This is a genomic window from Microbacterium sp. BK668, assembly GCF_004362195.1.
In the GTDB taxonomy this organism is placed as follows: domain Bacteria; phylum Actinomycetota; class Actinomycetes; order Actinomycetales; family Microbacteriaceae; genus Microbacterium.
This window is the reverse complement of record NZ_SNWG01000001.1, coordinates 690,658-710,893: the sequence shown is the minus strand read 5'-3', so window position 1 is coordinate 710,893 and position 20,236 is coordinate 690,658. Positions and strand designations below refer to the sequence as shown.

Here is a 20,236-nt window from a genome sequence, read left to right as displayed (position 1 = left end):
GCGTAACGTCGAAGACACCCGCTGTCCCGACTGAAGGAACCCGATGAGCTCCGCCGCCCTGCGCAACGCGGTCCTCGTCGTGCTCGCCGTCGTCTTCCTCCTCGCGACGACCGCGATGGCACCGGGGTTCTCCTCCGCCTCCTTCACGGCGCAGAGCGTGAACCCCTCGAACCGCGTCGGCGCCGCAGCGGATTGGACCCCGCCCGCGGTCAGCGTCCAGCCGCCGGCCGGCACGCTCCGCGACGTCGTGACGATCACGGCGAGCGCCGCCGACGCGCAGACCGGGATCGCGCAGGTCGTCCTCTCCTTCCAGGCCGCGGGCTCGACGACGTGGACGACGCTGTGCACCGCATCCGCCGCGCCGTACGCGTGCTCGTGGGATACGCGCACCGTCGCGGACGGGTCGTACAGCCTGCGGGCCGTCGCGACCGACAAGGCCGGCTACTCCGCCACCTCGACCCCCGTCGCCGCGACCGTCGGCAACACCATCGGCGTCGTGCTGGCCGACCCGGGCGATTTCGCCGTCCGCTCCCTGACGCTCTCGACGACCCTCGTCAACACGGGGGTGGGGCCCTACGTGGTCCGCGTCGAGTACGCCGTGGCCGGAACGGCCGCGTGGAGCCCGCTCTGCACCAACCTCGCCGCCCCTTACACGTGCGTCTGGGACACCACCGCGAAGGGCTTCACCAACGGCGAGTCGTACGACCTGCGCTCCGCCGCCACCTACAACGGCGTGACGACGTACTCCAACGTCGTGAGCGACGTCCTCGTCGACAACACGGCGCCGACCGTGTCGATGGTCGACCCCGGGTCACCCCTGAGCGGCACCGTCACCCTCACCGCCAACGCCTCCGACGGCCAATCCGGCGTGGCGAAGGTTGTCCTCCAGTACGCACCGGCCGGAACGAACGGCTGGACCGACGCCTGCACGCTCACGCTGCCGCCCTACACCTGCCGCTTCGGCACGACCACCCTCGCGAACGGCAGCTACGTCTTCCGCGCGGTGGCGACGGATGCCTCGGGCCAGACGACGATGTCGAACGCGACGCACGGGCGCCTCGTCGACAACTCGGTGGCTTCGGTCGCCATGGAGGATCCGGGCGCGCACCTGACCGGCGTCGAGACGCTGGCCGCCACCGCCAACTCCACCGCGGGCATCGCGAGCGTGACGATCCAGTACGCACCGACCGGTTCCAGCGCGTGGACGGCGATCTGCGCCCCGACTACGGCTCCGTTCACCTGCCCCTGGAACACCAAGGCCGTCGCCGACGGCCTGTACGACCTGCGCGCCGTCATGATCGACAAGGCCGGCAAGCAGACGATCTCGGGCGTGGTGTCGTCCCGCAGCGTCGACAACCGCCCCGTGCGAGGCGTCGACGTGCAGACGGCGAACGGCACCGGCACGGCCGGGCGACTCGACACGGGCGACGCCGTCACGTTCACCTACAGCACGCGCATGAACCCCGGCAGCATCGCGTCGGGCTGGGACGGCTCCTCGACGGCGGTCACGCTCCGGGTGCGCGACGGCAACCTGATCGGCTCGACCAGCAGTGACGACGCCCTCGACGTCCTCAAGGGCACGACCGCCGTGAACCTCGGCACGGTGAACCTCCGCGGCGACTACATCAAGAACCGCAAGTCCTCGCAGTGGACCGCGACCATGACCGCGACGACGGCGACCGTCAACGGCTTCACCGTCACGGTGGTGCAGATCGCCGTCGGCACCCTGAGCACGGGCGGGGCCCTCCGCACGGTTCCCACCTCGGCGGCGGCTCACATGATCTGGACCCCCTCCAGCCTCGCCACCGACCTCGGCGGCACGACCTCGACGAACGCGCCCGTCACCGAGACAGGCGCCGTGGACAGGGAGTTCTAGTGGACGCGCCCGGCACCCCCGACGATCGCGACACCCCCCGCCCCGGTGCCGCCGATGCCCCCGGAGACCTCGATAGCATCGACGTCGTGGGGCAGCACATCCTTGTCGTCGAGGACGACGACGGCATCGCGCTTCCCCTTGTCCGGACGCTGACCCGTGAGGGCTACGAGGTCGAGCGCGTGGCGGCAGGAGCCGAGGCGATCCAACGCGTGCTCGCGGATGGGCCGTCTTTGGTCGTGCTGGATCTCGGGCTTCCCGACATGGACGGGCTCGATGTCTGCCGTCGCGTTCGCGACGAGGGGTTCGAGGGCGGGATCGTCATCCTGACGGCGCGCGACGGCGAACTCGATCGCGTCGTGGGGCTGGATGTCGGGGCCGACGACTACATCGCGAAGCCGTTCGCGCTCGCCGAACTGCTGGCGCGGCTGCGCGCCCTGCTGCGACGCGCGTCGTCGGCCTCATCGGCGTCGACGCCCGCGGCCGCCGCGGCCACGGCATCCGGAACCGCCCTCACCGTCGATCCCGATGCGCGCCGCGCCTTCGCTGGCGACCGCGAGATCTCGCTCAGCACGAAGGAGTTCGACCTGCTCGCGAACCTCGACCGGCAGCGCGGAAGCGTCGTGACGCGCGAGAAGGTGATGGACGAGGTGTGGGACGAGAACTGGTTCGGCTCGACGAAGACCCTCGACGTGACGATCGCACGACTCCGGCAGAAGCTCGAGGACTCGGGCGCCGATGTGCGGATCACGACGATCCGCGGCATCGGCTTCCGCCTCGACGACGGGGCGGCGGATGCGTGAACGCCTCATCATCGCTTTCGTCGCGATGGCGGTCGGCATCATCGCGCTCTACGGTATCCCGCGGGCGTACATCGTCGCCGACCTGATCCAGACCAGCGAGGAGCGCCGGGTCGTGCGGGCCACCGATTTCATGTCGGTCCTCGTCGCCGAGCGTGATGCGCACGCGGACGTTTCGGCGGAGTTCCTCGATTCGGTTCTCCAGCCCGGCGAGCACGTCGTGTACGTCGCGCCCGACGGAGCCACCGTCGAGGCCGGCGACGCGCCGGAGTCCGACGACCTCTCCTCGACGGCCCCGGTCGAAGGCGGCGGCAGTGTCACCTTCAGCCGCTCGGGCGCCCTCATCTCGGAGCGCGTGCAAGAGGCGGTCATGCCGGTCGTGGTGCTCGGCATCGGCCTCATGGTGGTCTCGGCGGTCGTCGCGGTGCTCCTCGCGCGCCGGCTCTCGGCACCCTTCGTGCGCCTGGCCGCGCTGGCGCGCAAGGTGGGCGAAGGCCCTCTCGACGACGAGGCTCCCGCCGCCCGCATCCCCGAGGCGAGGGCGATCGAGGAGGCGCTGCGGTCGAGCGCGAGCACCCTCGAGCAGCGCATCCGCCGCGAGCACGAGTTCGCCGCGAACGCCTCCCACCAGCTGCGCACCCCCATCACGGCCCTGCGCCTCGAGCTCGAGGACGTCTCGCTGTGGCCCGAGACCGCACCGGTCGTGCGCGAGCAGCTGGAGCACGCGCTCCGCGAGATCGACCGGCTGTCGGATGCCATCGCGCAGCTCCTCGCGCTGGCCCGCGGCGCGACCCCCGGGGCCGACGAATCGGTGGACCTCGGCCCCATGCTGACGCAGGCAGGCGACCGCTGGCGCACGCAGGCGGTGGCCCAGAAGCGCGGGATCCGGGTCGAGTCGGTCGCCCCCGGCGCGACGAGCGTCCCCGCGCCGACGAACCAGATCCTCGACGTGCTGATCCACAACGCGCTGCAGCACGGGCGGGGCCTCATCACGGTGTCGGGCACTCGGGCGAACGGCTACGTCACGGTCCGCGTGGGCGACGAAGGTCCGCGCCCGAGCGGCAACGCGATCTTCCAGCGCACGCCGGGCAAGAGCACCAACGGGGGCGAGGGGATCGGACTCGCCCTCTCGGCGGAGCTCGCCGAGGCGCTCGGAGGGCACCTCCTCCTCGAGTCGACGCCGACGACGAGGTTCTCGCTCATCCTTCCGCAGAAGGACGCGTGAGCCGCGGCGGCGTCGCCGCACGATTGAGGAGATCGGCGCTTCGAAGGATCAGGAGGCGCGTCCGGCCCCTCTGATGCGCAGATCCCCTCTGTTGCGCAGATCCCCTCTGTTGTGCCGGAGGGTCAGGCGCCGCGCGACCCGGCGTCGGTGGTCCCGACATCCGTGCGGTGGAAGTTCTGGAAGGAGCGGGATGCCGTCGGCCCCCGCTGCCCCTGATACCTGTTGCCGTACGGCCCGGCGCCATACGGCGTCTCGGCGGCCGACGAGAGGCGGAAGAAGCAGAGCTGCCCGATCTTCATCCCCGGCCACAGCTTGATCGGGAGGGTCGCGACGTTGGAGAGCTCGAGCGTCACGTGACCGCTGAAGCCCGGATCGATGAATCCCGCCGTCGAGTGCGTGAGAAGCCCCAGCCGGCCGAGCGACGATTTGCCCTCGAGCCGGGCCGCGACGTCGTCCGGGAGCCCGACGAGCTCGAACGTCGAGCCGAGCGCGAACTCGCCCGGGTGCAGGATGAACGGCTCGTCGGGGGCGACCTCGATGAGGTGCGTCAGGTCGGGCTGGTCCTCGGCCGGATCGATGAACGGGTACTTGTGGTTGTCGAAGAGCCGGAAGTAGCGGTCGAGGCGCACATCGACGCTCGAGGGCTGCACCATGCCGGGCTCCCAGGGCTCGATCGCGATCCTCGAAGCGTCGATCTCACGGCGGATGTCGCGGTCCGAGAGCAGCACGATCCCACCCTATCCGCGCCCGGCGAGCGCGATGCCCCGCGCCGGCCCCGGCACCCGACCACGCCGCCTCCTGCCGCGCCCGCCCCGCGTCCCGCCTCCCCGCGCCGCGCCCGCCCCGCGTCCTCGCGCGACGTCTCCCTGGAGTCGAGATCGCACGGATGACAGGTGCACGCGCCGCGCGACGGTGATTCGCGCCATCTCGGCGGAGGTCGGAGGGGCTGACGGGAATCGGCCACTCCGCCACTCCCCACGCCGCTTCGCGGCGCGCGGAGCCTCCGGCGGAGCGGGACCGCCCGCGGGCGGCTCGATCCCGACGGCAGCCGCACGAATGCCCTGCCGCACCGCCTTCGGCGGCACGTCAGGGCATTGGAGGGGCTGACGGGAATCGAACCCGCGCTGTCTGCTTGGGAAGCAGAAGTTCTGCCATTGAACTACAGCCCCGAGGCACGCCTTGCGGCGTCCGGCCAGCATAACAGGGAGCGACACCGCGACCGGAAGCGCGGGCCGCGGCATCCGTCACCCGAGCGGTTCCGCCGTCTCGCGAGCCGCCCGCTGCGACGAGCGCACGGCGCCCATGCTCGCGGCGATCACCAGCGCGATGCCGACGACCTCGAGCCACGACAGCGCCTGCCCGAGCAGGAGCCACCCGGCGAGGGCGGCGGTGGCGGGCGCGAGACTCATGAGGATGGCGAAGGCGGATGCCGCGAGCCGGCGCAGCGCGATGAGCTCGAAGGCGTAGGGGATCGTCGAGGACAGGACGGCGACCGCCGCGCCGAGGCCCAGTATCTCGGGACGCAGGAGCGCCGACCCCGCCGAGACGATGCCGAAGGGCAGCGCGACGACAGCGCCGACCGTCATCGCGAGCGCGAGTCCGTCCAGCCGGGGGAACTCGCGCCCGACACGGGCCGAAGCCAGGATGTACAGCGCCCAGCTCGCCGCGGCGCCCAGGGCGAACGCGACTCCCAGGGGATCGAGGCGCTCCCAGCCCCCGCCGCCGAGCGCGACGACGCCCGCGAAGGCGACGGCCGCCCACACCCACGCCGACGCGCGGTGTGCCGCGATGATGGACAGCGTCAGCGGGCCGAGCACCTCGATCGTCACCGTCACGCCCAGCGGGAGGCGCTCCAGGGCCAGATAGAAGAGCCCGTTCATGACGGCGAGCACGAGGCCGAATCCGACGACGGCTCTCCAGCCCGTGCGCGTGTGGCCCCGCAGCCGCGGGCGCGCCAGAAGCAGCAGCACGGCCGCGGAGAAGACGAGCCGGAGCATCACCATGCCGAGCGCACCGACCTGGGGGAACAGCAGCACGGCGAGGGAGGCGCCGACCTCCTGACACGCCAGGCCCGCGACCACGAGCAGGATCGCCGGCGTCTGGCCGGTGCGAGCCGTCACGGCGCTAAGGCAGAGGACAGACGGCCGCGCCGCTGATGGAATCGCGGAACTGCTGCGCCGTCCACGGCAGGCCCGCTTCGGGCGCGGTCTGCCCAGAGGCGGCCGGAGCCTTCGAGGCGAGCGCGGCCAGCTCCCACGCGAGCCACACCGCGGGGCCCGGGCCTGCCGCCGAGTTGTTCAGCACGACGGCGACCGTGAGACCCGAGCCGGGGTCGGCGAACGCCGCCGTCGCATAGCCGGGCACCGCGCCGTACTGCCCGACGAGCGACCCGGCGCGGTAGACGCCGCCGCCCGCGGTCAGCCACGAGGGAGCCCCGTCGTGGGCCGGCACCTCGTCCGCGAGGCGGTCGAAGCCCTGCGGCACGAGGGCGTTCCCGGCGAGCGACTGGGCGTAGCGGCCCAGGTCGTCGATATCGGTCACGACGCCCGAGTCGGTGTACCCCGTGCTCGGCGAGAGCTGCGTCATGTCGACGGGCGCGGCGCAGTTCGAGCCGCCTTCGGGCGCCCCCAGCGACACGTAGCCGGGGAGGACGTCCGCCGAGCCGGGAGCGGATGCCGGAAGCTGGGTCGCATCGAGACTCAGGCGGTCGAAGACGTACTCCTCCAGAAGCGCCGAGGCCGTCTCCCCCGTCGCCTTCTCCAGGGCGAGCCCGAGGAGCACGTACCCGGCATCGGAGTCGCGGTACGACGTGCCGGGCGGTACGGTCCGCTCCAGCCCGAGGCCGTAGCTCGCGAGCTCGTGCGGATTCCAGACGCGGTCGGGCTTGGTGAACCACAGCGGCGTGAGCTGGCCGGCGTAGGAGCCGATGCCCGACGTGCCGTCGCAGAGGTCGCCGAGAGTCACGTCGGTGAGGTCGGCGACGCCCGCGACGTAGTCGGTGACGGGGTCGTCGAGGGCGACCGTGCCCCGTTCCACCTGCGCGTACAGCACGTCGCAGGTCATGGCACGGGTGATCTGGGCGGCACGGAACCTCTGATCGGTCGAGACGGCTGTGCCGGCTCCCCCGGGCTGCGTCGTCCCGAGCCCCGCCACCCACGAGCCCGCCCACGGAGCCCAGACGCCGACGATGGCCCCGGGCGATCCCGTCGCCGCCATGGCGTGGGTGACAGCATCCTGAAGCTGCGCCACCGTGTCGTCGCCGAGCGGCGCATCGGTCTGCGCGGGGAGGTCGACCTTCGCTGCGGACGGAGCTGAGCACGCGACGAGCCCGAGGGACAGAGCGAGCGCGAACGCCATGACGCCGTGACTCCGGCGGAGGCGGCTAGGGTGCCTCAAGCTCTCACCCCCCGGTGATCGTCCCATCATCTAAACACAGATGCGCCGACCCTCCGCTCCCCCACTCCTAGGCTGAGCGCATGACGTTCAGATTCGACGACGCGGTGGTGGCTGGTGTGCTCCGGCATATGAACGGCGACCACTCCGGCGACAGCCTTCTGATCGCACGCGCCTTCGGACCCCGACGCGACTATACGGCGGCGACGATGGCGGGATTCGACGGCGACGGCGGCGAGTGGCTGGCGCAACGCGGCGACGGCGGCACGGAAGCCGTCCGCGTTCCGTGGCCCCACGGCCCGATCGCCGAGCGCCCGCAGGTGCGCCGCGAGATCGTGGCGCTGTACGACGCCGCGTGCGCCCGCCTGGGCGTCGAGCCGAGGCCGCATTCTTAGCGAACTCGTAACTTAGGGCGCCCTTACCTTGAGCTACAGTGAAGGTATGAGCGACCCGATCCGGTTCTCCACCGCCCTGCGCGAGCGCGCCGGCTCGGCGCATTCGCGCAGCGAGCACGCCGGCTTCATGGCCGACCTTCTCACGGGCGCCGGCACGCGCGACGACTACATCGCCCTCGTCGCGCAGCACTGGTTCATCTACGACGCGCTCGAGGCGGCCGCGCAGCGCATGCGCCTCGACCCGGTGGCATCCGTCTTCATCAGCGACAAGCTCACGCGTCTCCCTGCCATCGAGGCCGACCTGGAGTTCCTCATCGGGCCGGACTGGCGCGACCGCATCGAGCCGCTTCCCACGACGCGTCGGTACGTCGACCGCATCCAGCAGGTCGGCGCGACGTGGGCGGGCGGCTTCGTCGCTCACCACTACACGCGCTACCTCGGTGACCTCTCCGGCGGGCAGTTCATCGGCCGTCTCATGGCCCGCCGGTTCGGGTTCGAGACCAACGGCATCGGGTTCTACCTCTTCGGCGACATCGCCGACCCCAAGGCCTTCAAAGACGTCTATCGCGACCAGCTCGACGCCGCGCCGTGGGACGACGCCGAGAAGGAGCGCGTGATCGACGAGGTCCTCCTCGCCTATCGCTTCAACACCGAGCTGTTCGAGGACCTCGCCGCCGCGAAGGCCATCCAGGTGGCCTGACGTCGGTCACCGCGCGCCCTTTCGTTCCGCAACCTCGGTCGTCGAGCGGGCGAAGCGAGACGAAGCGCGCCGGAGAACGGGCTCAGGATGCCGCGGCCCGCCGCACGTCCGCCATGAAGCGGCGCACATCGGGGTCGACCTGGATGTCGCGCGGCCGCAGCGGCCGCGTGAGATACAGCCCCTCGAGCGAGGTGAGCCGCGACAGTGCGACATACGTCTGGCCCGGCGCGAACGCGCCCGACCCGAGGTCGATGACGGCGCGGTCGTAGGTCTTGCCCTGCGACTTGTGGATCGTCACGGCCCACGCCAGTCGGAGCGGGAACTGGGTGAACTCCGCGACGACGTCGCGCGACAGCGAGCGCGAGCCCGGGTCGTACGAGTAGCGGAACTTCTCCCATACGGCCGGCTCGACGTCGAACTCCTTGCCCTCGACCTCGACCCGAACGGTGCCGCCCGCGATGCGCGTGACGGTGCCGATCGTGCCGTTGACCCAGCGGGGCGGCTCGCCGAACGAGGCGATGTCGTTGCGCAGGAACATCACCTGGGCGCCCACCTTGAGCTGCAGCTCGACGTCCGCGGGGTAGGCGTCGCCTCGCCCGAAGTCACCGTTCACCTCGGCCTGCGCGGTCTGGAGGCGTCCGCCGAGCGCATCGAGATGACGACGGTTGATGCTGTTGACGATGTCGTTGCGCGTGGCGAGCGTGATGATCGGAACTTCGCCCTCGCGGGGCTCGGGCGGGCGGCGGGCCCCGGTGTCGTTGAGGACCTGGGCCATCTCGGCGGTCACAATCCCGTGACGCACGGCGTTTAGCAGCGCCTTGAAGCCGGGGTCGGCTTGCCGGTGGATGTCGACGAGCTCACGGATGTGAAGCTGCGCCCCGAACGGCCCGAGCTCGGCGAACCCGTCGAGCGACGGCCCGTCGCGCAGAGCTGCACGGCCCCCGGTCCAGACGTGCGCGTCGAAGAACCAGAACGAGCGGTAGTGGTCGCGGACGTACCGCAGCTCATCGCCCCTCGGCGGTACGGGGGCGAGCTGATACGGGTCGCCGAACATGACGATCTGCACGCCGCCGAAGGGCTCGCCGCGCCGCCCGCGCGCCATGCGCAGCGCGCGGTCGATCGCGTCCATGAGGTCGGCGTTGACCATCGAGATCTCGTCGATCACGAGCGTGTCGATGGCGTTGAGCAGCTTGCGCGTCGCATCGGACTGCGGCTCGTCGGTCGAGCCGATGATGCCCAGCGGCAGCTTGAAGAGGGAGTGGATGGTCTGGCCCTCGACGTTGAGCGCGGCGACCCCGGTCGGCGCGCACACCGCGATCTGCTTCGTCGTGTTCCACGCGAGGTGCTGGAGGAGGGTCGACTTGCCCGTGCCCGCACGCCCGGTGACGAACACGTGCTCGCGGGTGTCTTCGATGAGCCGGAACAGCGCCTCCTGTTCGCGGGAGAGAGGCGGCGCGATCACCGATTCATGGTAACGAGCGGGATGGATGCCGCGACCCGCGCGCGCCCGGGATCCTCGTTCACGCCGGCGGCGCGACCTGTGGAGGAGGCTCGGCCGCAGCGAGCCGCTCCGCCGTCCACCGCGCGCCGCCGGCCATGACCTCGTCGACCAGGACCTCGAGCCCGAACTGCGTCGCGGCGTCGCCGATCGACCGGCTTGACTTCATGTCGACATGAAGGCACATCATCGGTTCATGCGCAACTCGATCCCTCTTCCCGACGTCGACGCCGTCGTGATCGGTGGCGGCCCCGCCGGCCTCCAGGCCGGTCTCACGCTCGCGCGGATGCACCGGCGGACCGTTCTGTTCGACTCGGGCCGGTACCGCAACGAGACGGTCGCCCACTCCCACAACCTGCTGACCAACGACGGCCGCTCACCTGCAGAGCTCCGCCGCATAGGGCGCGAGGAGCTGAGCGCGTACGACGACGTGGAGGTGCGCGACGACGAGGTGATGACGATCGAGAAGGATGGGGACGGCCGATTCGTCGTGACGACCTCGGGCGGATCGCTCCGCGCACGCAGCGTCGTGCTCGCGACGGGGATGCGGGACGTGCTCCCCGCGATCCCCGGTCTCGCCGAGGCGTGGGGCCGGGAGGTCGCCCAATGCCCGTTCTGCCACGGACACGAGTACGCCGGCCGCGTGGTCGCCCTTCTCGCCGACGGCGAGCATGCGCGTCTTCTCGAAGCCATGCTGCGGCCGATCGTCGCCGATGTCGTCGCGCTGTCACCGGGGACCGTGCGGAAAGCGCGCCGGGCCGACGGCGGAATGGTCCTGACGCTGACGGACGGCGGACAGCGCACGGTCGACGGCGTCTTCGTCGCGGCGACCTCGCATCAGTCGGCGCCCTTCGCCGCTCAGCTCGGGTGCCGCCTCACCCCATCGGGGGGCATCGAGATCGACGCCATGGGACGCACGAGCGTCCCCGGTGTCTATGCGGGCGGAGATCTCGCGCATGTCGCTGCGGCCCCCGGACCGCTCGTCTCGCTCGCGGCGGCCATCGCAGCCGGTCAGCTCGCCGCCGCCACGTGCGTCCGTGAGCTCGCGGCGCGTGATCTGGGCGACGCCTGAACCTCCTCGGTGGAGGGTGAGCGTACAGTCGTCTCCCGGTCGCCCTTTCCTACACTGGAGGCGTGGACCGGGGGGCCGTCGAGACGAGTCCCGAAGGCGCACAGGCGTCCTCGGCTGCATCGCCGAGCCCGCCCGCGCCCCTCGGCTCGCCCGCGCCCCCGGCCCGCGTCGTCGCCGCCGCGCCGGGCTCCACCGGATCGCCGCACCCGACGGAAGCCGCGCCGAGCGACGCGGGCCCATTCCGCACAGCCCCCGCCGAGCCCGCCGGAGTCCGCCGCCGTGGGTCTCCGGCCCTGGATCTGACCCTCCTCGGCATCGTCGGGGTGCTGCTGGTCGGCGCCCTCGCAGCAGCCGGCGCGACCCTGTACCGCGAGTTCTACAGCCCGAGTGCGTTCGTCGAGCGCTATCTCGGGATGCTGTCGGACGGCCGCGCCGCCGATGCCCTCGCGGTGGCGGGGGTCGCCGTCGACTCGACCGAGCTCGAGGCGGCGGGGCTCCCCGCGCACGCCTCCGAGGCGCTCCTGCGCAGCGCCGCACTGGAGCAGCTGACCGAGGTGGAGGTGGTCTCCGAGACGACCGAGGGCGATACGACCGAGGTGACGGTGGAGTACCAGGCCGGTCCGTACCCCGGACGCACTACGTTCCAGGTAGAGCGCGACGGTGCCGTGGGTGTCGTGCCGACGTGGCGGTTCGCCCGCAGTCCGCTGGCCGTCGTCGACCTGAGCGTGCGCGGATCGATGAGCTTCGACGTCAACGGATTCGCGGTCGACAAGCGCCAGGTATCGGTCGACGGCGTCGAGGCGGACCCCCTCGCGCCGGTACCGCTCCTCGTCTTCTCCCCCGGCGTCTACTCGGTGTCGGTCGACACCCCCATCTCAGCGACGCGCGGCGTCGCGGTGCTGTCCGACAGTCCGCTGAAGTCGACCAAGGTCGAGGTGCAGGCCGAGCCGACCGAGCAGTTCATCGAAGTCGTACAGCAGAAGGTCGACGAGTTCCTCACGCAGTGCGCGACCCAGAAGGTGCTCCTGCCGACCGCGTGCCCCTTCGGCTACCCCGTGGAGGACCGGATCTCGTCGCCGCCGACGTGGTCGATCGTCCAGCAGCCTGTCGTATCCGTCGAGCCCGACGGGGCGAACTGGAGGATCCCGACCACCGAGGCGACGGCCCACATCGAGGTCGACATCCGGTCGCTCTTCGACGGCACCGTGCGGCGGGTGAGCGAGGACGTCCCCTTCCTCATGAACGGCACGATCACCGTCACCCCCGACGGCTCCGCTTCGATCGTCGTCTCGGGAACCGACACCCGCTGACCCGGGTGTACCGGGGCCGCACCGGCACCAGGGCGAGAAGCGCCATCCGGCGCGGATGATCCGCTCGCGCGCGGCGTCGCGGCATCCTCCAGGATGACGTCAGGAGGTCGCTATGGCCGAGAGCGGACTGCGGCGCTGGATTCCGGGCATCTTCGTCGCTCGGGAGTATCGACGCGCGTGGCTGTGGCCCGACGTGCGCGCCGGGATCGTCGTGACCGCGCTGCTGATCCCGGCGGGCATGGGCTATGCCGAGGTGGCCGGCCTGCCGCCGGAGACAGGACTCTATGCGACGATCGTTCCCCTCGTCGCGTATGCGATCTTCGGGCCGTCGCGGATCCTCGTCCTCGGGCCGGACTCGTCCCTGGCTCCGATCATCGCGGCAGCCATTCTGCCCCTCGCCCTCGGCGACGGGCAGCGGGCAGTGGCGCTGGCGGGTCTGCTCGCGATCATGGTCGGGGCTCTGCTGCTGCTCGGCGGCATCCTGCGACTGGGGTTCGTGACCGACCTGCTCTCCAAGCCCATCCGCGTCGGCTACCTCAACGCGATCGCGGTCATCGTCATCGTGTCGCAGATCCCGAAGCTCCTCGGCTTCTCGACGGATGCCGCCGGCCTCTGGGCCGAGGTGGTGGCCATCGTCCGCGCGATCGGTGCGGGAGAGGTCGAGCCGATCGCGGTGGCGTTCGGCGTCGGCTCGCTGATCGTGATCCTCGCGCTCAAGTGGGTCAGGTCGCCAGTGCCCGGCGTGCTCGTCGTGGTCGTCCTCTCCATGGTCGCGACGGGCGTCTTCGGCCTCGCCGACGCGCTGCCCGTCGTGGGGGCTCTGCCGCAGGGACTGCCCGCGCCGGCGCTCGCGGGGCTGACATGGACGGATCTCGCGGGTCTCGCCCTGCCCGCGGCGGGCATCGCGCTGGTGGCCTTCACCGACAGCGCGGTGCTGTCGCGCACGCTCGCCGCGCGGCGCGGGGAGAGCGTCAGCGGCAGTCAGGAGATGTCGGGCATCGGCATCGCCAACATCGCGGGCGGCGCGCTCGGCGGCTTCCCCGTGTCGGCGTCGTCGTCGCGCACCCCGGTCGCCGAGCAGGCGGGCTCCAAGACGCAGCTCACGGGCGTCGTGGGCGCCGCCCTCATCCTCGCCTTCATCCTCCTCGCACCGGGGCTGACCGAGTTCCTCCCGTCGGCGACGCTCGCCGCCGTCGTGATGAGCGCGGCGGTGAGCCTTCTCGACATCCGGGGCTTCCGTGCGCTGTGGCGCATGGATCGGGTGGATGCCGCGCTCTCGCTCGCCGCGTTCCTGGGTGTGCTGGTGTTCGGCGTACTGGAGGGCATCGTCGTGGCGATCGGCCTGTCGCTCCTGGCCTTCATCAATCGCTCGTGGCGTCCGTACAAGGCCGAGCTCGGCCGGGTGCCGGGACTGCGCGGCTACCACGACCTCAGTCGCTATCCCGACGCGGGCGAGAAGATCCCGGGCATCGTCATCGTGCGCTTCGATGCGCCGCTCTTCTTCGCCAACGGCGCGAGGTTCGACGACTGGGTGCGAGAGCGCGTCCGGGTCGCGGGGCCGGGCGTGCACACCGTGATCCTCGCCGCCGAGCCGATCACCGACATCGACACCACGGCGATCGACGAGCTCGTGGAGCTCGACGAGTACCTGTCCGCCCACGGCATCCGCCTCGTCATCGCCGAGATGAAGGACCCCGTCGTCGACGTGCTCAAGCAGTACGGGATGACCGGCCGATTTCCACCGGACCGCTTCGCTCCGACCGTCGGCGCGGCCGTCGACGAGCTGACGGGGAGCCTCCGCAGCGACCTCGAGGGGACGAAGTGGGACGAGGACGGGCCCGACGAGAAGCCCTGACCCTTCCGGTGGGAGATCAGCGGCGGGCGCGGGCGTCGCGCTCGGCGAGGTCGGCCAGGCGCGCGTTGTAGGCCTCGAGCTCGGCATCCCCGGAGCGGTCGGCGGCCCGGTCGCGGCGGCGCTGCTGACGATCGTCCGAGCGGCTCCACTGGATCGCGACCGTGATCGCGAGGATCAGGGTCGGGATCTCCCCGATCGACCAGGCGACGCCGCCCCCGACGTACTGGTCTTCCAGCGGTGTCGCACCCCAGGTGCGCCCCATCGCGCCGTACCACTCCGAGACCATGAGCCCGGACTGCATCATGATCGCTATGCCGAAGAAGGCATGCATCGCCATGACGCCGATGAGGAGAAGGAGGCGGCCGGGATACGGCAGCCGGTACGGGACGGGGTCGACGCCGATGAGCGACAGCGCGAAGAGGTAGCCGGTGAGCAGGAAGTGGGCGACCATCCACTCGTGGCCCAGGTGGTCGTACAGCGTCCAGCGGAAGAGGTCGGTGTAGTAGAAGGCCCAGAGCGATCCGATGAAGAGGCCGGCGGCGACGAAGGGGTTCGTCAGCACGCGCGCGACCGGCGAGTGCACCGCCCACAGGATCCACTCGCGACCGCCGCGCGTGCCGTCCTCCCGCTTGCGGATCGCCCGCGCCGCCAGAGTGACCGGCGCGCCCGCGACCAGCAGCACGGGGATCGCCATCGAGAGGAGCATGTGCCCGGTCATATGCACGCTGAACAGGTAGTCCTGGTAGGCGTTCACGGGACCCGAGGTCACCCAGAAGAGCAGCAGGAGCCCGGCGACCCACAGGATGGTGCGGTGCGCCGGCCACGCATCGCCCCGACGATGCAGCCGCCGGACGCCCGCGACGTAGAAGAAGATGCCGAATCCGGCCGCGAAGGCCCAGAGCAGATCGACATCCCAGACCGTGAACCAGCGCTCGACGGTGAGCTCCGCCGGCAGCGGCGCCCCCGTGAGGATCTCGGCGGGCGTTCGAACGGCCGGGAGCGCCGAGGTCGTGGGGGGAGGCGTGCGGGCGAGCGCCACGGCGGCGCCGCTGGCGATGCCCATGAACGCCAGCTCGAGGGCGATGAGCGACCAGAAGCGCCGGGTCGAGGCATCCTGTCCCATCCCGCCGATGAGCCGGCGGCGGTACCACGCGCCCAGCACGCCGATGGCGAGCAGGGCCGCGACCTTGACGAGCACGAGGGCGCCGTACGGGCTCGCGAGGGCCGACCACTCGCCGATGCCGATGGCGGCACGTACGGTGCCGGCGATGGCGACGACGACGAAGGCGACGAGGGCGATGCTGGAGTAGCGCGACATCGCCGTGGCGATGCGCGCCGGACCGACGACGGGCCGGACGACGACCAGCAGCAGGAGACCGCCCAGCCAGACGGCCGCTCCGATGATGTGGAGCACGAGGGCCATGACGGCGGCCGTGTGGTTCGCCTCCTCGCCGGAGTGCCCCTGCGTCCCCATGGGGACGAGCGCGGCGAGTGCGAGGAGCGCGACGAAGAACGTCGCGGTCCATCCGCGCACGGCGAAGGCGAGCACCGTGAGGGCGGCGCCGGCGACGGTCGTCAGCAGCCAGGTGCGCCCGACCTCGGTCTCGACCAGGAACCGGCCCAGCTGCGCCCCGAACTCAGGAGCGGCGCTCACCTCCGGGTTGAAGGCGTCGAGGAAGGTGAGGAAAGCGGTCGCGGCGGCGGCGAGGGTGAAGATCGCGGCCGAGATCGAGGCGAGGTCCAGCGCGGTGTCGAACTCGCGCTCCCCCGCCCGGAGGGCGAAGAGCGCCGTCACGAGGGCCCCCACCAGGCCGGCGGCCGACAGGTTGACCGCCAGCGTCACCGTCGGAAGACCCCAGCGGACGAGGGGTCCCGGGTCGCCGATCACGAGCGGTGCCGCGCCCCCGCCGAAGGCGAGCCCCCACGCGAGCGCGACGAGCGCGGACGCGAGGAGGATCACAGGCCCTGCGGCCCGCAGAGCACGGGGGTTCACCCCTCCAGCCTAGGCGCGCCCCGCTGGGCGCTCGCCGGAGACCACCCGGGCCGGGGATGCGAGCGGACGCAGAAGGAGGGGGATGCCGCAGCTCGCGGCATCCCCCTCCTCTACTGCGTGCGGGGCCTTACTTGACGGCGGCCTTCAGCTTCGAGCCCGCCGTGACCTTCACGCGCTTGCCCGCGGGGATCTTGATCTCCTCACCCGTCTGCGGGTTGCGTCCGGTGCGCGCCGACGTCTCGACCTGCTCGAACGAGATCCAGCCGGGGATCGAGACCTTGCTGCCCTTGGCGACCGCCTCCGAGACGGTGGAGAAGAGGGAGTCGAGCACGCCCGACACGGCGGACTGGCTCTGGCCCGTTGCGCTCGCGATGCTCGCGACGAGTTCGGTCTTGGTGATGGACTTGTCGGCCATGTGGTTGTCCTCCAGGCGGCGTGCGCGCCGCCTCTTCTCGCGGGGACCGGTGGAGCGGACGCCCCCCGGCTGGTCGGATCGACCGCCTCGAATGTAGCCGAGAACGCTCGAGTTCCGCGGATTTCCGCGGTTTTTCGGGCTTCTGACCGGCGTGTCGAGGGTCTGGTGGGGCTGCTGTGACGAATGTGACTCCGATCCGGCTCCCTCTTGACACCGCGGTCGCGATGCCGCTATCCCGCGGTGAGCGCCTGCGCCACCTCGCCCACACCTCGCATGAACCCCGGAAGGTCGTCCTCGTCCTCGCGCGGCTGAAGGATGACCGACGTCGCTCCCGCCGTGAAGAACGGCTCGATCGCCTCGGCCACCGCCGGGGCGTCTCCGGCCACCAGCAGCGCAGGATCGGCCTCGTCGCTCCACCGGGCGAGCTCCGCGGCGAGACGTGCGCGCGCCGCGTCTCCGCCGAAAGCCGCCGCGACGAAGACGACGAGCTGATGCGCGTCGTCTCGCCCGGCCGTCGTCCGCCCCTCGACGGCCCCCGCGAGCGTGCGGGCGACGCGGTCGGGAGTGCTGCCGGCCGGGAGCACCGTCCCGTCGCCCACCTCCCCGGTCAACCGCACGGTCTTCGGCCCCTCACCGGCGACGATGAGGTCGGGCACGCGGGCGGGCGGCCAATCGAGCCGCACCCGATCCATCCGGACGTAGCGGCCGGCCGTCGTGACCTCGTCGCCGGCCAGCAGCGCGCGCAGCGCCGGCACGTACTCCCGCATGAGTGTGAGCGGCGAGGCGGCGCGTGCCCCGACCTGCTGCATCCACGATTGGACGCCGTGCCCGACGCCGGGGATCAGCCGTCCCGGGAAGAGCCTCTCGATCGTGGCGATCTCCATCGCGGTGGCCGCCACGTTGCGCAGCGGCAGGGGCGTGATGCCGATCCCGACCCGCAGGCGGGTGCTCCACGCCAACGCCGCGGCGGCCGTCGCGAACGCCGACTCCCGGAAGCAGTCCTCCCACAACCACAGCTCCGGGACGCCCGCGCCGTCGGCGGCCTCGACCGCGTCGCGCAGGGCCTCCGGCGGAGAGGCGGGGGTGAAGATGGCGCCGATGCTTCCCATCCCCACACCCTGGCACGCCCCGCCGACACGGCACGGCCGCACCGTCCCGCGGTGTGCGGGTCGCCTCGCCGCGTGGCGGACCCCGAGCGCCGCGCGAGCGACAGCCCCCTCATGCGCTCGACGTCGTCCAGCCGCTCTCCTGCTCCTCGTGCAGACGTCGCAGCGCCGCGACGACGTCGTCGTGCCACCGCCGAGCCGCGGGCAGGACGGCCGTGAAGATCGGGGTGTCGTGCGTCACCCCGAGGTAGCGGACGACGGATGCCTCGACCCCGTCCTCCCGCAGCGCCGCCCCGTAGGCGGCGCCATCCCCGCGCAGCGGGTCGTACTCGGCGGTCAGCACGACGGCCGGGGGAAGCTCCGCGTGGCTGCGGGCGAGGAGGGGCGACGCGAGCGGCGTCCTCGCATCGCGGGCGTCCCGGAGGTACGTCCTGGCGACCGAGCGCAGCTCGCGCCTGGCGAGGAGACTCGGGATGCCAAGCGCCCTGGTCGCCGCATAGTCGATGTGCTTCCCGCTGAGATCGGTGACGGGCACCTCGAGGATCTGCAGCCGGATCGGCAGCCGCCCGCGCTCTCGGTTCATGAGCGTCACGACGGCGGCGAGGTTCGCACCCGCCGAGGTGCCCATGATCCCGATACGGTCGGGACGGATGCCGAGTCCCTCGGCGTGCGCGTAGAGCCACTCGAGGGCCGCGTGAGCCTGCTCGATCTGCGTCGGGAACCGGTGCTCGGGCGCCAGCGCGTAGTCCACGGCCACGATCGCGACGCCGGAGTCGGCCGCACGGCGGCGGTAGCCGGCATCCGTCGTCGGGTAGTCGATGCCGCCGATGCGGAACGCGCCGCCGAACAGGGCGAGGCATCCCGGGACGGGGTCCGCATCGCGCTCGGCGGGACGGTAGATCCGCACGCGGAAGGGCGGAAGACCGTCGGGCTCGACGCGTCGCTCCTCTGTCGGGATATCCGGTCCCGGCGTTCCGACGGTTGCCAGCTCCTTGCGGTCCCACGCGAGCGCCGCCTTGCGGTGACGCGCCCGTGCCCGCGCACGCGGACCCCGCGGCGGACGCCCGGCTGCGTCCCGCGGCCCTGGTGCGGCTGCCGGTGCGGCGACGGCCTGCGCGGTCGCGCCGGCCGTCGCGGTGCGGGCCGACGGCGGCGTGGCGGGCGGCGGGCCGAAGCGGCCGAACGGCCAGAGGGCCGCAAGCCGAGCACGCGCCGACGCGCGCGCCTTGTCGAAGAGGTAGCGCCGGTGCACGCGCAGACGCTCCGCGAAGATCGGGTCGAGCGGCATCCATCACCCTTCCATGGCCGTTGCGCCGAGTGTAGAGCCGGGGCTCCGGCGAATACTGTGACGGCATGACCGTGATAAGCACGATCGCGGGCGTGATCCTGATCGCCGTCGCGCTGAACGACGTCTTCCACACGCTCCTGCGGCCGGTGTCGACCGGTCGCCTGACGACCGTCGTCTTCCGCGCAGCGTGGCGCGTCGCACGGCGCGGGCGCCCCAGGACGGCGACCGGTCCCCTCACGATCCTCGTCACGATCGGCGTGTGGATCGTCCTGGTCACGTTCGGGTGGGCCCTGATCTACCTTCCCCACATTCCCGAGGGCTTCTCGTACAGCGGCGTCGATCCGGCGGACTACAACCCCTTCCTCGAGGCGCTGACGTATTCGCTGGTCGCACTGACGACGCTCGGCCTCGGCGATGTCGTGCCAGCCGAGCCGGCGATCCGCCTCCTGTCGCCGCTGGAGGCGCTGACGGGATTCGCACTGCTGTCGGCCTCGGTCTCGTGGTTCATGCAGCTGTATCCGGCGCTCGCGCGGCGTCGCGCGCTCGCGATCGAGCTGACCGGGCTGCACGCGGCAGGGGTCAGCAGGCTGCCGTCGGAGATCCCGCCCGGGTACGCGGCATCCGTCATCACCGGCGTCTCCCGTGCGCTCGCCGCCACCACGGCGGACCTCGTTCAGAACAACGAGATCTTCTACTTCACCGAGGGCGACGAGCGCCTGTCTGCGGCGCGGGCGATCGGCTACGCCATGGAGCTGCGGGACGCCGCGCTCGAATCGACGGCGGCCGAGGTGCGGCTCGCCGGCGGAGTGCTCGCACAGACCTTGGACGAGCTCGCGCGGCTGGTGGCCGAGGCGTACCCGCGTGTCGGCGCGGATTCGACCGACGAGGTGCTCCGTGCCGTGGCAGGAAGCCACGGGCACGAGCTCCCCTGATCCTGTCGGCGCACGCGAAAGGGCGGGAGTCCCGAGGACTCCCGCCCTTTCGCGGTTCAGCGGTTGGGCCGGCTCACCAGCTCGACTTGGTCACGCCGGGCAGCTCGCCACGGTGCGCCATGTCGCGGAAGCGGACACGCGAGATGCCGAACTTGGAGAGGTTGCCGCGCGGACGACCGTCGATGACGTCGCGGTTGCGCAGACGCACGGGCGACGCGTTGCGGGGCAGCTTCTGCAGGCCCACGCGAGCGGCCTCGCGCTGCTCGTCGGTCGAGTCCGGCGACACGAGCGCCTTCTTCAGCTCGGCGCGCTTGGCGGCGTAGCGGTCGACGACCTCCTGGCGCTGCTGGTTGCGCGCGATCTTGCTCTTCTTGGCCATGG

At 71.7% G+C, this 20,236-nt stretch carries 19 protein-coding genes and 1 tRNA gene; 9 read left to right on the top strand and 11 right to left on the bottom strand.

What is annotated here, in order from left to right:
• Positions 1-43: 43 nt before the first annotated feature.
• The 3 genes from EV279_RS03130 (at position 44) to EV279_RS03120 (ending at position 3,898) form a co-directional block, all read left to right on the top strand.
• Positions 44-1,876 carry an Ig-like domain-containing protein gene (locus EV279_RS03130; RefSeq protein WP_243728413.1) on the top strand — a complete coding sequence of 611 codons (1,833 nt, stop codon included), beginning with the start codon at positions 44-46 and terminating at the stop codon, positions 1,874-1,876.
• Between the two features lie 86 nt (positions 1,877-1,962).
• Positions 1,963-2,676: a response regulator transcription factor gene (locus EV279_RS03125; protein ID WP_133541463.1), complete on the top strand. Its 714-nt coding sequence runs from the start codon at positions 1,963-1,965 to the stop codon at positions 2,674-2,676.
• Positions 2,669-3,898 carry a HAMP domain-containing sensor histidine kinase gene (locus tag EV279_RS03120; RefSeq protein WP_133541462.1) on the top strand — a complete coding sequence of 410 codons (1,230 nt, stop codon included), beginning with the start codon at positions 2,669-2,671 and terminating at the stop codon, positions 3,896-3,898. The genes EV279_RS03125 and EV279_RS03120 overlap by 8 nt, the downstream gene beginning before the upstream one ends.
• A 122-nt stretch (positions 3,899-4,020) precedes the next feature.
• Here EV279_RS03120 and dcd read toward each other — a convergent pair whose 3' ends face one another.
• From dcd to EV279_RS03100, 4 genes are all read right to left on the bottom strand, one after another.
• Entirely contained in the window at positions 4,021-4,626 is a 606-nt protein-coding gene (gene dcd / locus EV279_RS03115; protein WP_133541461.1) for a dCTP deaminase, read from the bottom strand.
• Positions 4,627-4,993: 367 nt separating this feature from the next.
• A tRNA-Gly gene (locus EV279_RS03110) sits at positions 4,994-5,067 on the bottom strand.
• Positions 5,068-5,142: 75 nt separating this feature from the next.
• Complete coding sequence (locus EV279_RS03105) at positions 5,143-6,018, bottom strand: EamA family transporter (protein WP_133541460.1); 876 nt, start codon at positions 6,016-6,018, stop codon at positions 5,143-5,145.
• A 4-nt stretch (positions 6,019-6,022) separates the two neighbouring features.
• Positions 6,023-7,255, bottom strand: a complete 1,233-nt coding sequence (locus EV279_RS03100) for a serine hydrolase domain-containing protein (protein ID WP_243728412.1) — start codon at positions 7,253-7,255, stop codon at positions 6,023-6,025.
• Between the two features lie 119 nt (positions 7,256-7,374).
• Between EV279_RS03100 and EV279_RS03095 the strand changes: the two genes are divergently transcribed.
• On the top strand, positions 7,375-7,686 hold the full coding sequence (locus EV279_RS03095; protein ID WP_133541458.1) for a DUF2470 domain-containing protein: 312 nt from the start codon (positions 7,375-7,377) through the stop codon (positions 7,684-7,686).
• Between the two features lie 46 nt (positions 7,687-7,732).
• A complete protein-coding gene (locus EV279_RS03090) occupies positions 7,733-8,386 on the top strand; it encodes a biliverdin-producing heme oxygenase (RefSeq protein ID WP_133541457.1) in 654 nt (217 codons plus the stop codon).
• 82 nt (positions 8,387-8,468) lie between these two features.
• On the opposite strand, the gene EV279_RS03085 is transcribed toward EV279_RS03090, so the two are convergent.
• Together EV279_RS03085 and EV279_RS16790 are read right to left on the bottom strand one after the other, a co-directional pair.
• The gene (locus tag EV279_RS03085) at positions 8,469-9,848 is read right to left on the bottom strand and encodes an AAA family ATPase (RefSeq protein ID WP_133541456.1); all 1,380 of its coding nucleotides are present in this window, start codon (positions 9,846-9,848) and stop codon (positions 8,469-8,471) included.
• A gap of 58 nt (positions 9,849-9,906) precedes the next feature.
• Positions 9,907-10,053, bottom strand: coding sequence for a hypothetical protein (locus EV279_RS16790; protein ID WP_166644430.1), 147 nt, complete (start codon positions 10,051-10,053; stop codon positions 9,907-9,909).
• A gap of 27 nt (positions 10,054-10,080) precedes the next feature.
• Here EV279_RS16790 and EV279_RS03080 point away from each other — a divergent pair, with 27 nt between their 5' ends.
• The 3 genes from EV279_RS03080 to EV279_RS03070 all read left to right on the top strand — a co-directional run bounded on the left by EV279_RS03080 (position 10,081) and on the right by EV279_RS03070 (position 14,121).
• On the top strand, positions 10,081-10,956 hold the full coding sequence (locus tag EV279_RS03080) for an NAD(P)/FAD-dependent oxidoreductase (protein ID WP_133541455.1): 876 nt from the start codon (positions 10,081-10,083) through the stop codon (positions 10,954-10,956).
• Positions 10,957-11,249: 293 nt separating this feature from the next.
• A complete protein-coding gene (locus tag EV279_RS03075) occupies positions 11,250-12,266 on the top strand; it encodes a hypothetical protein (RefSeq protein WP_133544540.1) in 1,017 nt (338 codons plus the stop codon).
• A gap of 112 nt (positions 12,267-12,378) precedes the next feature.
• Complete coding sequence (locus EV279_RS03070; RefSeq protein ID WP_133541454.1) at positions 12,379-14,121, top strand: SulP family inorganic anion transporter; 1,743 nt, start codon at positions 12,379-12,381, stop codon at positions 14,119-14,121.
• A gap of 16 nt (positions 14,122-14,137) precedes the next feature.
• On the opposite strand, the gene EV279_RS03065 is transcribed toward EV279_RS03070, so the two are convergent.
• From EV279_RS03065 to EV279_RS03050, 4 genes are all read right to left on the bottom strand, one after another.
• Complete coding sequence (locus tag EV279_RS03065) at positions 14,138-16,114, bottom strand: cytochrome c oxidase assembly protein (RefSeq protein ID WP_133541453.1); 1,977 nt, start codon at positions 16,112-16,114, stop codon at positions 14,138-14,140.
• Positions 16,115-16,241: 127 nt separating this feature from the next.
• Entirely contained in the window at positions 16,242-16,529 is a 288-nt protein-coding gene (locus EV279_RS03060; RefSeq protein WP_124291903.1) for an HU family DNA-binding protein, read from the bottom strand.
• A gap of 230 nt (positions 16,530-16,759) precedes the next feature.
• On the bottom strand, positions 16,760-17,638 hold the full coding sequence (locus EV279_RS03055) for an LLM class flavin-dependent oxidoreductase (protein WP_133541452.1): 879 nt from the start codon (positions 17,636-17,638) through the stop codon (positions 16,760-16,762).
• A gap of 109 nt (positions 17,639-17,747) precedes the next feature.
• Entirely contained in the window at positions 17,748-18,923 is a 1,176-nt protein-coding gene (locus EV279_RS03050) for an alpha/beta hydrolase (protein ID WP_133541451.1), read from the bottom strand.
• 65 nt (positions 18,924-18,988) lie between these two features.
• Between EV279_RS03050 and EV279_RS03045 the strand changes: the two genes are divergently transcribed.
• A complete protein-coding gene (locus EV279_RS03045; protein WP_133541450.1) occupies positions 18,989-19,855 on the top strand; it encodes a potassium channel family protein in 867 nt (288 codons plus the stop codon).
• Between the two features lie 73 nt (positions 19,856-19,928).
• Here EV279_RS03045 and rpsN read toward each other — a convergent pair whose 3' ends face one another.
• Positions 19,929-20,234, bottom strand: a complete 306-nt coding sequence (rpsN, locus tag EV279_RS03040; RefSeq protein WP_133541449.1) for a 30S ribosomal protein S14 — start codon at positions 20,232-20,234, stop codon at positions 19,929-19,931.
• Between the last annotated feature and the right edge of the window lie 2 nt (positions 20,235-20,236).

Excerpts from the sequence above, each read along its gene's own strand:
- EV279_RS03130 (WP_243728413.1), top strand. The coding sequence starts at position 44 with ATGAGCTCCGCCGCCCTGCGCAACGCGGTCCTCGTCGTGCTCGCCGTC.
- EV279_RS03120 (WP_133541462.1), top strand. The coding sequence starts at position 2,669 with ATGCGTGAACGCCTCATCATCGCTTTCGTCGCGATGGCGGTCGGCATC.
- EV279_RS03100 (WP_243728412.1), bottom strand. The coding sequence starts at position 7,255 with ATGGCGTTCGCGCTCGCTCTGTCCCTCGGGCTCGTCGCGTGCTCAGCT.
- EV279_RS03095 (WP_133541458.1), top strand. The coding sequence starts at position 7,375 with ATGACGTTCAGATTCGACGACGCGGTGGTGGCTGGTGTGCTCCGGCAT.
- EV279_RS03090 (WP_133541457.1), top strand. The coding sequence starts at position 7,733 with ATGAGCGACCCGATCCGGTTCTCCACCGCCCTGCGCGAGCGCGCCGGC.
- EV279_RS16790 (WP_166644430.1), bottom strand. The coding sequence starts at position 10,053 with ATGAAGTCAAGCCGGTCGATCGGCGACGCCGCGACGCAGTTCGGGCTC.
- EV279_RS03080 (WP_133541455.1), top strand. The coding sequence starts at position 10,081 with ATGCGCAACTCGATCCCTCTTCCCGACGTCGACGCCGTCGTGATCGGT.
- EV279_RS03070 (WP_133541454.1), top strand. The coding sequence starts at position 12,379 with ATGGCCGAGAGCGGACTGCGGCGCTGGATTCCGGGCATCTTCGTCGCT.
- EV279_RS03060 (WP_124291903.1), bottom strand. The coding sequence starts at position 16,529 with ATGGCCGACAAGTCCATCACCAAGACCGAACTCGTCGCGAGCATCGCG.
- EV279_RS03055 (WP_133541452.1), bottom strand. The coding sequence starts at position 17,638 with ATGGGAAGCATCGGCGCCATCTTCACCCCCGCCTCTCCGCCGGAGGCC.
- EV279_RS03050 (WP_133541451.1), bottom strand. The coding sequence starts at position 18,923 with ATGCCGCTCGACCCGATCTTCGCGGAGCGTCTGCGCGTGCACCGGCGC.
- EV279_RS03045 (WP_133541450.1), top strand. The coding sequence starts at position 18,989 with ATGACCGTGATAAGCACGATCGCGGGCGTGATCCTGATCGCCGTCGCG.
- rpsN (WP_133541449.1), bottom strand. The coding sequence starts at position 20,234 with ATGGCCAAGAAGAGCAAGATCGCGCGCAACCAGCAGCGCCAGGAGGTC.